This is a genomic window from Porticoccus sp., from assembly GCF_965660005.1.
Lineage (GTDB): Bacteria > Pseudomonadota > Gammaproteobacteria > Pseudomonadales > Porticoccaceae > Porticoccus.
Window position 1 is genome coordinate 21,475 of record NZ_CBFHYF010000017.1, and the last position, 10,889, is coordinate 32,363.

Annotated in this window: 11 protein-coding genes; all 11 read left to right on the forward strand. The window is 50.8% G+C overall.

Annotated elements, in window-relative coordinates; translation table 11 throughout:
* Window positions 1-55: 55 nt before the first annotated feature.
* The 11 genes from pyrH (at window position 56) to lpxA (ending at window position 10,829) form a co-directional block, all read left to right on the forward strand.
* Window positions 56-793, forward strand: coding sequence for a UMP kinase (gene pyrH / locus ACTF5G_RS05640; RefSeq protein ID WP_438951844.1), 738 nt, complete (start codon window positions 56-58; stop codon window positions 791-793).
* A complete protein-coding gene (frr, locus tag ACTF5G_RS05645; protein ID WP_438951845.1) occupies window positions 786-1,343 on the forward strand; it encodes a ribosome recycling factor in 558 nt (185 codons plus the stop codon). Before pyrH ends, frr begins: the two co-directional genes overlap by 8 nt.
* A 26-nt stretch (window positions 1,344-1,369) precedes the next feature.
* The gene (gene uppS, locus ACTF5G_RS05650; protein ID WP_438951846.1) at window positions 1,370-2,125 is read left to right on the forward strand and encodes a polyprenyl diphosphate synthase; all 756 of its coding nucleotides are present in this window, start codon (window positions 1,370-1,372) and stop codon (window positions 2,123-2,125) included.
* Window positions 2,118-2,954 (forward strand): phosphatidate cytidylyltransferase, encoded by an 837-nt coding sequence (locus ACTF5G_RS05655; RefSeq protein ID WP_438951847.1) that lies wholly within the window; start codon window positions 2,118-2,120, stop codon window positions 2,952-2,954. The genes uppS and ACTF5G_RS05655 overlap by 8 nt, the downstream gene beginning before the upstream one ends.
* Window positions 2,955-2,958: 4 nt before the next feature.
* Window positions 2,959-4,131 carry a 1-deoxy-D-xylulose-5-phosphate reductoisomerase gene (ispC, locus tag ACTF5G_RS05660; protein ID WP_438951848.1) on the forward strand — a complete coding sequence of 391 codons (1,173 nt, stop codon included), beginning with the start codon at window positions 2,959-2,961 and terminating at the stop codon, window positions 4,129-4,131.
* A 74-nt stretch (window positions 4,132-4,205) separates the two neighbouring features.
* On the forward strand, window positions 4,206-5,561 hold the full coding sequence (rseP, locus tag ACTF5G_RS05665; RefSeq protein ID WP_438951849.1) for an RIP metalloprotease RseP: 1,356 nt from the start codon (window positions 4,206-4,208) through the stop codon (window positions 5,559-5,561).
* 40 nt (window positions 5,562-5,601) lie between these two features.
* On the forward strand, window positions 5,602-7,956 hold the full coding sequence (gene bamA / locus ACTF5G_RS05670) for an outer membrane protein assembly factor BamA (RefSeq protein ID WP_438951850.1): 2,355 nt from the start codon (window positions 5,602-5,604) through the stop codon (window positions 7,954-7,956).
* 30 nt (window positions 7,957-7,986) lie between these two features.
* Complete coding sequence (locus ACTF5G_RS05675) at window positions 7,987-8,517, forward strand: OmpH family outer membrane protein (RefSeq protein ID WP_438951851.1); 531 nt, start codon at window positions 7,987-7,989, stop codon at window positions 8,515-8,517.
* Window positions 8,518-8,554: 37 nt separating this feature from the next.
* The gene (gene lpxD / locus ACTF5G_RS05680) at window positions 8,555-9,571 is read left to right on the forward strand and encodes a UDP-3-O-(3-hydroxymyristoyl)glucosamine N-acyltransferase (protein WP_438951852.1); all 1,017 of its coding nucleotides are present in this window, start codon (window positions 8,555-8,557) and stop codon (window positions 9,569-9,571) included.
* A 40-nt stretch (window positions 9,572-9,611) separates the two neighbouring features.
* Entirely contained in the window at window positions 9,612-10,049 is a 438-nt protein-coding gene (fabZ, locus tag ACTF5G_RS05685; protein WP_438951855.1) for a 3-hydroxyacyl-ACP dehydratase FabZ, read from the forward strand.
* Window positions 10,050-10,052: 3 nt separating this feature from the next.
* The gene (gene lpxA, locus ACTF5G_RS05690) at window positions 10,053-10,829 is read left to right on the forward strand and encodes an acyl-ACP--UDP-N-acetylglucosamine O-acyltransferase (protein ID WP_438951853.1); all 777 of its coding nucleotides are present in this window, start codon (window positions 10,053-10,055) and stop codon (window positions 10,827-10,829) included.
* The last annotated feature ends 60 nt before the right edge of the window (window positions 10,830-10,889 follow it).

Here is a 10,889-nt window from a genome sequence, read left to right on the forward strand (position 1 = left end):
TCGGCCCCCGTTATTATATAGGCCCCTGTAAATTCACCCACGGAGAATATGTCCCATGCCCGGCTCGAGAGACAAAAAGTACAAACGGATACTTCTTAAACTCAGCGGCGAGGAATTAATGGGTGAAGAGGGTTTTGGTATCGACCCGAAAGTACTGGATCGTATGGCGCTTGAAATCGGTCAGTTAATCGGGATCGGTGTTCAGGTGGGCCTGGTGATCGGTGGCGGTAATCTGTTTCGCGGTGCAGCATTGCACTCGGCAGGGATGGAGCGGGTTACCGGTGATCATATGGGTATGTTGGCGACCATGATGAACGGTCTGGCCATGCGCGACGCCCTTGATCGAAATAATATTTCCGCCCGGGTGATGTCAGCTATCCCGATGAGTGGGGTAGTGGAGCACTACGATCGCCGTACGGCTATGCGCTATCTGACCAGTGGTGACGTGGTGATTTTTGCCGCCGGTACCGGCAATCCGTTCTTTACAACGGATTCTGCGGCGTGCCTCAGAGGTATAGAGATTGATGCCGGCCTTGTGTTGAAGGCAACCAAAGTGGACGGTGTATACTCTGCCGATCCTATGAAGGACGCTGAGGCTACCATGTACACTCGGTTGACATATGATCAGGTTATTGAGCAAAAGCTTGCGGTGATGGATCTCACTGCAATATGTCTGTGTCGCGAGCATCATATGCCATTGAGGGTATTTCGTATGTCGAAACCCGGCGCCTTGCTAAATATTGTGGTCGGTGGCGACGAGGGAACCCTGATTGAGGAAAGTGTTGATGATTGATGATCTGAAGAAAGATGCTGAAGAGCGTATGGCGAAAAGTGTCGATGCCCTGGGACATACCTTCAATAAAATTCGTACGGGTCGTGCACACCCCAGTTTGCTGGATGGTTTGACCGTGTCTTATTACGGTGTCGAGACACCACTGAACCAGGTTGGTAATGTCAATGTCCTGGATGCCCGGACGTTGTCTGTTTCTGTCTGGGAAAAAGCGTTGGTACCTGAAGTGGAGAAGGCGATCATAAAGTCTGACCTGGGGTTGAATCCGTCAACCACCGGCGAATTAATCAGAATACCCATGCCGGCATTGACGGAAGAGACCCGTAAGGGCTTTACCAAGCAGGCCAGATCTGAAGCTGAATTAACTCGTGTATCGATTCGTAATATCCGTCGTGATGTGATGTCTGATATCAAGGAGTTGTTCAAGGAAAAGGCGATCAGTGAAGACGACGAGCGCCGCGCCAATGAGAGTATCCAGAAAATTACTGACAAGTATGTTCAGTTAGTGGAGAAGGCGCTGGCTGCCAAAGAAGTCGATTTGATGGAAATCTGATCCTTGATTGACTGTCCTGTTCAAGTATGAAATCACCCATTAAGGAGCCTGCCAAGGTTCATCCGTTGCGGCATGTGGCTATTATCATGGATGGCAATAATCGCTGGGCTGCTCTGCGGGGCTTACCCGGAAGCACCGGCCATGAAGTGGGTGTCAACCGGGTTCGCGATGTGCTCGATGCCTGTCAGAAACATGACGTTGACGTGATTACCTTGTTTGCCTTCAGTAGTGAGAACTGGGAACGCCCGGATCTTGAGGTCAGGGCGTTGTTGGCTCTATTGAGTTCCTACCTTAAAAAGGAGGTTCGACAACTGGTTGAACGGGGTATCAAGTTGTGGTTTATTGGTCGCCGTGACAACTTCAGCGCCAGGCTGCGTAATCTGATCGCTGAAAGTGAAGCATTGACTTCAGCGGGTAATCAGACGTTGGTGCTGGCAGTTGATTACGGTGGTCGATGGGAGATAACCGAGGCTGCCCGAAAACTGGCAGAGCTGGTGCAGCAGGGCAAGCTGAAGTCGGAAGACATTACCGAGCAGTTGATGCACCAGCACATGTCTTTGACGGATCTACCCCCACCGGATCTTTGTATTCGCACAGCCGGCGAACAACGAATCAGTAATTTCATGTTGTGGCACATGGCCTATACTGAATTCTATTTTGCCGATTGTTACTGGCCGGATTTTGACAGTTTGGCATTTGATCGGGCCATTGATGAGTATTATCGTCGGCAACGTCGTTTTGGTAAGCGAGAAGCCGGGCCGGAGGTTGAACGGCATGCTTAGACAGCGCATTACTACAGCCATTGTCATCGCTGTCGTCTTTTTTGCGGCACTTTTCCTGTTGAGTTCGACCGCATTCTCTCTGGTCATCGCCTGTCTCGTTGGTTGCAGTGCCTGGGAGTGGTCCAATCTGAGTGGTTTTGCCAGCCTATTGCAACGGGTGTCTTACCTGTGTGTCGTGTTGATAGTGTTGTGCTTGTCAGCTGTCCTGATTGGTTTCCCTGTTGCCCTGGACTTGAATGCCGGTCAAGTAATCCTTTCCTACACCGTTCCATGGTGGGCTATCGCGTTATTGTGGGTGCAGGGGTACCCATCGAGTGCCATTCTTTGGGGTAACCGATGGATGAGGGCCATCATGGGGGTGCTCGTGCTGGTACCCACCTGGGTGGCTGCGGTTATGCTTGTTCACCTCGATCATGGGCCATGGCTGGTCTGTCTGGTGGTGGTGATTGTGGCAGCCGCCGATATTGGCGCTTACTTCGCTGGCCTGCGTTATGGTCGGCATTATCTGTCTCCACATGTCAGCCCCAAAAAAACCTGGGAAGGGCTATTTGGGGGCATTTTGGCAAATGTGCCCATTGTCATTGCACTTGGTCTCGCTTTTGGCCTGGATTTTCGCCACTGGATAGTGCTCGGCCTAACGGTGTTGGCAACGGTGCTCTCGTCTGTGCTGGGTGACCTGCTGGAAAGTATGGTTAAACGTCACCGGGGTATTAAGGATAGCGGCAATCTACTTCCCGGTCACGGCGGGTTGCTTGACCGGATCGACAGTCTGACCGCGGCCTTGCCGGTATTTGTGTTAATAACCGTATCCAGTAATGCCTGGTTCTGATGCCATGCAGCAACTGACAATCCTTGGCGCCACAGGCTCTATCGGTGCGAGTACTCTGGATGTAGTGGCAAGACATCCCGATAGATTTCGTGTTTATGCGCTGAGTGGTAATAGTCGTATTTCTGAACTGGCCGAACAGTGCCGGCGTTTCAACCCCCGTTTTGCCGTAGTCGCTGATACCCATGCAGCGGGGCAATTGCGAGAGCAGTTGCTCGGGTTGGAAACCGAGGTTCTCTGGGGGATGGACGGTCTCTGTCAGGTTTCGTCAGATAAAGCGGTTGATGTAGTGATGGCCGCTATCGTGGGTGCCGCTGGATTGCTGCCGACGCTGGCCGCTGCACGCAGCGGAAAAAAAGTGCTCCTGGCCAATAAGGAGTCGCTGGTCATGGGCGGCCAGTTGTTTATGGATACGCTACGCAAGTCCGGCGCCATGCTGTTGCCGATCGACAGTGAACACAATGCCATTTTTCAGTGTTTGCCTCCGGGTTATGACGCATCCGAAAAATCAGGGGTCAGGAAAATCCTGCTCACGGCTTCCGGTGGGCCATTCCGCAATCTTCCTCTGGCTGACTTGTCAGCTGTTACACCGGATCAGGCCTGTGCACATCCCAACTGGCAGATGGGAAGAAAGATCTCGGTAGATTCAGCCACCATGATGAATAAAGGCCTGGAGCTGATCGAGGCCTGTTGGTTGTTTGGTCTTTCTCCGCAGGATATTGATGTCGTCATTCACCCGCAGAGTGTTATCCACTCCATGGTGGAATATGTCGATGGCTCGGTACTCGCCCAATTGGGCAATCCCGATATGCGCACCCCGATCACACATGCCCTGGCCTGGCCAGAGCGTATTGAATCGGGTGTTGCCAGCCTGGATATCATTGCTACCGCCAGGCTGGATTTCGGGGTGCCGGACTTACGGCGTTTCCCCTGTCTGGGGTTGGCGATACAGGCGGCAAAAGAGGGTGGTAGTGCGCCGGTAGCTCTCAATGCTGCAAATGAAGTGGCTGTTGATGGCTTTTTGCAAGGAGAACTATCGTTCATTGATATTTCCCGTGTCGTTGCCGATGTACTTGAATCGCATGAAGTGGCTGAACCGGAATCCCTTGAACATGTCCAACAAATCGATAAGAAAGCCCGTGAGGATGCCTTGAAGCTGGTGCACTCAATGCGTCAATAAAGCAAACCGTCTTTTTAGTAAACAGAAATGCCAGCAAGCAGAGATAGCAAAAACATTCATTTCAGGAAGTCATAATGGATTTACTCCAAACAATTTTTTTCATGCTGGTGGCGCTGGGGATCCTGGTCACCTTTCACGAGTTTGGCCATTTCTGGGTAGCCCGCCGCTGCGGTATCAAGGTATTACGTTTTTCTGTCGGCTTTGGCACACCACTTTTCCGTTGGCACGATCGATTGGGCACAGAGTTCGTCATTGCCGCGCTACCTCTGGGCGGTTATGTGAAAATGGTGGATGAGCGTGAGGGCAATGTGGCTACTGAAGACTTGCCCTATGCCTTTACTCAAAAGACGGTTTGGCAGCGTATGGCGGTGGTTATTGCTGGTCCGATGGCCAATTTTGCTCTGGCTGTTCTGGCTTACTGGTTGATTTATAGTCTGGGGGTGACCGGGATGGCGCCGATTGTTGATTCGGTTGCTCCGGGTTCAGTGGCGGAGCGTGCCGGGTTGCAGCGGGGTCAGGAAATTGTTGCAGTAGATGGCAAGCCCACACCCATCTGGCAGGCGCTGAATGAGCAACTGGTTGGCCGGATAGGCGAGTCGGGCGCAATAAGTTTCACGGTTAAATTGCGTGACGAGACTCAGACCTATGACTATCAGGGCCAGCTGGAAACCTGGTTAATGGAAGCCGATCAGCCAGATCCTATCGGTGGGCTTGGGTTAACACTCTATACACCGCCGATTCTTCCGGTCGCGGGCAACGTTATTGGCGGTGATCCCGCCGATCAGGCGGGTCTTGTGGCCGGTGATAGAATTTTAAAAGCCGATGGTATTGTCATGGATGACTGGATCAGCTGGGTCGATTATGTACGGGCCAGGCCGTCTGTTGCCATAGAGTTAAGCGTGCAACGCGACGATGAGGTTTTTACGACTAGCCTGGTGCCCAGGCAGGTCGATGATGAGGATGGGAACCCAATAGGCCAGGTGGGTATGGCTGTTCAGATGCCCGACTGGCCTGAGGAGATGATTCGAAAAACAAATTACAGCTTGTTTGGTGCCCTTGGCCGGGGTGTCGAGCAGACATGGAATATGTCGGTGCTGATATTGGATTCGGTAAAAAAGATGCTTACTGGACTGATTTCTTCAAAACACTTGAGTGGGCCCATCACGATTGCTAAAGTGGCGGGCGCTTCTGCCCAATACGGGTTTACGGCCTATCTCGGATTTTTGGCCTTTCTCAGCGTTAGTTTGGGTGTTTTGAATCTGCTCCCCATTCCGGTTCTGGATGGGGGCCACCTGATGTATTACGTGATAGAAGCAATAAAAGGGAAACCGGTGTCCGAAAAAATCCAGATAGTTGGCTTCCGAATTGGAATGTTCCTAGTGATTGGGTTGATGTTACTCGCCCTCTACAATGATCTGATGCGGCTGTAGCTGCTGTAACCAACAAGAATCAAGAGAAAACCAATCGCCAATGAAACACTTTTATTTATTATTGTGCCTTTTTTTCCTGGCTGTCTCAGTTCGAGCGGAAGTGTTTCAGGTCGAAGATATTCGTATCGATGGTTTGCAGCGGGTTTCCTCCGGCACTGTGTTTGCGTCCATGCCGCTGAGTGTGGGCGATCTTATCGATGACGATACGGTGCGCCGGGCTACGAGAGCCCTTTTTCGCACGGGTTATTTTGATGATATTCGCATATCGCGAGATGGCGGTATCCTGATCGTTTCAGTCAAGGAGCGCCCCGCTGTGGCTGAAATAACCCTCGAGGGCAATAAGGCGATACCCACAGAAGAACTGCTCAAGGCGCTGCGGGACAATGGTCTGGCCGAGGGACAGATTTTTCGTCAGTCCATTCTTGCGGGTATGTCACAGGAGCTGGAGCGCCAGTATGTGTCCCAGGGCAGGTATGGTGCAAAGGTAACCACGGAGCTCCAGGAGCTGCCGAGCAATCGCCTTGCTATCAATATTATTGTGGATGAAGGCCAGGTCGCCTCGATCAAAAAAATCAATATTGTCGGTAATCACGCCTTTCAGAGAGATGAGCTGCTGGGATTGTTTGAGCTGAAAACCACGAACTGGCTTTCCTGGATCTTCGGCGATGACAAATATTCCAGAGAGAAGCTGGCTGGTGATATCGAACGAATTGAGTCCTGGTATCTGGATCGCGGTTACCTCAAGTTTGCTATTCAGTCCTCCCAGGTCACCATCAGCCCGGACCGGAAGTCGGTGTTTATCACGGTAAACATCAACGAGGGTGATGTTTATACGGTGAATGAAATCAGGCTGGCCGGTGATTTGATTGTGTCCGAGGATGAAATACGCCGTCTCATTGTACTGAAGGAAGAACAGACATTTTCTCAAGTACTGATGACCAATACGTCAGAACTCATAACCCAGCGTTTGGGGAACGAGGGATACACTTTTGCCGAGGTCAACGGCTCCCCCGAAATCAACGATGAAGATAAAACCGCTACAGTGACGTTCTTTATCAATCCGGGTAAGCGTGCCTATGTGCGGCGAATTGAGTTTCGTGGCAACACCAAAACCATAGACGAAGTGTTGCGTCGTGAAATGCGGCAGATGGAGGGTGCTTCTGCCTCGACCCAAAAAATTGAACAGTCGAAAACCCGATTGAATCGTACCGGCTTCTTTAAGGAAGTGAATGTCGATACCCAGCAGGTGCCGGGCACGAATGACCAGGTTGATGTCATTTACACGGTTGAAGAGCAGCCATCGGGTAGTATCGGTGCGAGTCTGGGCTTTGCTCAAACTTACGGTTTGGTGATTGGCGGCAACATTCAGGAGCGCAACTTTCTCGGTACTGGCAACAATGTCGGAATAGGTGTCAACCGCTGTCAATACTCCACCAACTTTTCTTTTAGTGCCACTGATCCTTATTTTACCCGTGATGGAATTTCTGCCGGGTTTGGGGTTTTTTACCGCAAGACCGATTTTGGTGAGGTGAATCTATCCAGTTTCACCACAGACAGTTTTGGTGGCAACCTGACGTTTGGTTATCCCATATCTGAAATCTCAAGTGTTGGTTTTGGCCTTGGCTTTGAAAATCTGAAAATTGATGAAGGCGCGTTTGCTTCCGGCGGTGTCCAGGAGTTTATCGACAGGAATGGTGATAACTTCAATACCTTTACGACCAGCCTTTCATGGGGTTATTCCACCCTCAACCGTGGTCGGCTGGCAACCATGGGTACCTCTCACAGGGTGACGGGAGAACTCGCTATCCCCGGAAGTGATCTCGAATATTACAAGGCATCCTACGCAGGCCAGCATTATCGTCCGTTGACTTCTTCTCTCACCATGCGGCTGCGAGCAGATCTGGGTTACGGTGAAAGCTATGGTGGCACCTCGGTATTTCCCTTTTTCAAACATTACTACGGCGGTGGTAATGGTTCGGTCCGTGGTTACAAGAACAATACGCTGGGCCCAAGAGATATCTCGATAAACCCTTTTAATTGCGCAGATGCCAGTGACATCAATACCTGTGAGACAGATGATGACCCCTTTGGTGGTAATGTGCTGGTTGCCGGTAGTGTAGAGGTCATGTTTCCCGTTCCCTTTATCAAGGATCAGCGCTCTCTCCAGGCGGCAGCTTTTCTCGATATGGGTAACGTCTTTGATACGGACTGCGGCACCATAGATGAAGATTTCTGTCAGGAACCGGACATCGGTGAACTTCGCTACTCGGTGGGTATCGGCGGCACCTGGATTAGCGGTTTCGGCCCAATCACGGCCAGTATTGCCTTCCCGTTAAACGCTGGAGAAGAAGATGAACGCGAAGTCTTCCAGTTTCAGCTTGGACAGACATTTTGATCATTTAATTAAAACGAATGGAGAATTGATGTGCGTATAGTAAAAAATTTATTCATTATCACAGTCGCCCTGTTTAGCGCCTCTGTATTTGCTGCCGAGGGAAATGCCGCGGAGGGGAATATAGCTATTGTGGATGTTGGCAGGGCAATTTTTGGTACTGATGTGGCTAAAGCCCGTCTCAAAAAGAAGCAGGGTGAGTCGGATTATGCTGGTCTGGAAGCCAAGTACGAAAGTACAGTTGCCGATATGAAAGCGCTGAAAGAGGAAGTGGATAGCAAAGGCATGACCTGGTCAAAGGAACAGGGAGAAGAAGCTCAGAAAAAAATGGAGTACCACCGTGCAGATCTGGAGCTGATAACTCGAAAAATTCAGGCGGATCAAAAAGATCTGCAAAATAGCATTGTTCAGGAATTGCGGCCAAAAGCGGCCGAAGCGCTCCAGGAACTTGTCGATCAGGAAGGAATAGTGCTACTGATTAATGCTGAAGCAGTGGTCACTGCAGCACCCTCTCTGGACATCACGGACAAGTTAACGGATCGGCTGAATAAAAAAACACAATAAAAAAGTCTGATGTGAATCATAGAGAGGGCTCCTGAGGATGACAGTCAGTTATTCTCTTAAGGATATCGCCGAGCATATTGGTGCGGACGTTCGCGGTGACAGTGACTTCCGCATCTCCGGTATCAATACGCTACGCTTGGCGGGTCCGAATGAATTGGCGTTCCTTGCCAACAGTGCTTATCGCCAGGATCTGAACAAAACACAGGCCGGTGCTGTCATTCTGAATTCGGAAACGGCGGCTTCACACCCTGGAAAAGCACTGGTTGTGCCTAACCCCTATCTTGGCTATGCCCTGGCGACCGCTTTATTTGACCGTGCACCCGTTGCGGCCGCAGGTGTCCACCCTCGCGCCGTTGTCGCGAACAGTGCGAACATTGATCCGACCGCATCGATTGGCCCACTGGCGGTGATTGGTGAAAGCGTAAAGATAGGTGCCAATACAAGGATTGGTGCCGGCACTATTGTCGATAACCATGCCGTGATTGGTGACAACTGCCGGATCGCTGGCAATGTGAGCATTTACCACAGTGTTGTCCTGGGTGACTTTGTTACAGTCCACAGTGGTGCCGTGATTGGCGCTGATGGCTTCGGTTTTGCCCAGCATCAAGGGCGCTGGATCAAGGTACATCAGCTGGGTGGCGTGGTAGTGGGCAACAATGTCGAAATAGGTGCCTGTACTACGATTGACCGTGGTGCACTCGACAACACTGTCATTGAAGATGGTGTTATTGTGGACAACCACGTTCAGATAGCTCATAACGTTCAAGTGGGTGAGAACACTGCCATGGCGGCCTTCACCGGTATATCAGGCAGTACAATTATCGGAAAAAACTGTACTTTTGCCGGCAGAGCCGGTTGTGTCGGCCACATCACACTCTGTGATGGATCCCATTTAACCGGTGGAACCATACTGACAAAATCGCTCGTCGAGCCAGGTTCATATTCTTCCGGCACAATGTTCAGCAAAACTCGCGAATGGAAAAAGAATGCCGTTCGGTTTAACCAACTGGATGATCTGGCCCAGCGGATTAGGCAACTGGAAAAAAAATCATAGCCGCCGTTTTTATTTTCGTCCCGCTGTATATTGAGACAAACTGATGGATATTACTGAAATAAAAAAGCGGTTGCCGCACCGTTATCCCTTTCTTCTGGTTGACAGGGTGGTGGAGCTTGATCCGGGGAAGCGGATCCTTGCCTACAAAAATATCACTGCCAATGAAGATGTCTTTAACGGACATTTCCCGAATGTGCCGATTTTTCCAGGTGTAATGATTATTGAAGCCATGGCTCAGGCAGCCGGGGTGTTGGGATTTGTGACGGAAGATAAATACGCAGATGACAACGCGTTGTATTTATTTGCCGGTGTTGACGGTGTTCGCTTCAAACGGCAAGTGATTCCGGGAGACCGGTTGATACTTGAGGCTGAAGTTGATTCCGTCAAGCGGACTATCTGGCGCTTTAAATGCCGCGCAACCGTCGATGGTGAACTGGCCTGCGAAGCGACGATTTTATGTGCTCTGAAAACCTATTAATCCATGTCACTCATTGATCCTCGTGCCATTATTGACCCCTCCGCGGTGTTGGGGGATGAAGTCCAAGTCGGACCCTGGACCCTGATTGGTCCCGATACCATTATTGGGGCCGGCACGGTGATCCACTCCCACGTGGTGGTCAGGGGGCTCACTACAATCGGAGAAAATAATCGAATTTTTCAATTCTCCACGATTGGAGAAGATACTCCTGATCTGAAGTACAAGGGTGAGCCAACCCGTCTGGAAATTGGTGATAACAACACCATTCGCGAGGGGGTAACGATTCACCGGGGTACAATTCAGGACCAGGGCATAACTTCTGTTGGAAGCAATAATCTGTTAATGGCCTATGTTCATATCGGTCATGATTGTGTTGTTGGTGATCACTGTATTCTGGTCAATAACGCTTCACTGGCCGGGCATGTCCATGTGGGTGATTGGGCCATTATTTCCGGTTATGCCCTGATCCATCAGTTTGTCTCCATTGGCGCTCATAGTTTTACCGGTGCCGCGGCCTATTTAACCCAGGATTTACCCGCTTATGTCATGGCCGCCGGTTCTCCAGCCGAAGCGAAAACCATCAATGCTGAAGGGCTCAAACGGCGTGGTTTTGACAGAGATGGCATTGCCGCTATCAAGCAGGGTTTTAAAATTCTTTACCGACAGGGACATAGCTTGCAGGAGGCCACTACTCTATTGGATGCACTGGCCCGGGAACAGCCAGCGGTAAAATTACTGGTTGACTCCGTTCGTGCCTCTTCCCGCGGCATTCTGCGCTAGCCCATGCCTTCTCCACTAAAAATCGGTCTGGTTGCCGGGGAGTCATCCGGAGATCAACTG

Bases quoted from the DNA above. Each gene is read 5' to 3' on its own strand.
- uppS (WP_438951846.1), top strand. From the start codon at position 1,370: ATGAAATCACCCATTAAGGAGCCTGCCAAGGTTCATCCGTTGCGGCAT.
- frr (WP_438951845.1), top strand. From the start codon at position 786: ATGATTGATGATCTGAAGAAAGATGCTGAAGAGCGTATGGCGAAAAGT.
- ACTF5G_RS05655 (WP_438951847.1), top strand. From the start codon at position 2,118: ATGCTTAGACAGCGCATTACTACAGCCATTGTCATCGCTGTCGTCTTT.
- lpxD (WP_438951852.1), top strand. From the start codon at position 8,555: ATGACAGTCAGTTATTCTCTTAAGGATATCGCCGAGCATATTGGTGCG.
- rseP (WP_438951849.1), top strand. From the start codon at position 4,206: ATGGATTTACTCCAAACAATTTTTTTCATGCTGGTGGCGCTGGGGATC.
- pyrH (WP_438951844.1), top strand. From the start codon at position 56: ATGCCCGGCTCGAGAGACAAAAAGTACAAACGGATACTTCTTAAACTC.
- lpxA (WP_438951853.1), top strand. From the start codon at position 10,053: ATGTCACTCATTGATCCTCGTGCCATTATTGACCCCTCCGCGGTGTTG.
- bamA (WP_438951850.1), top strand. From the start codon at position 5,602: ATGAAACACTTTTATTTATTATTGTGCCTTTTTTTCCTGGCTGTCTCA.
- ispC (WP_438951848.1), top strand. From the start codon at position 2,959: ATGCAGCAACTGACAATCCTTGGCGCCACAGGCTCTATCGGTGCGAGT.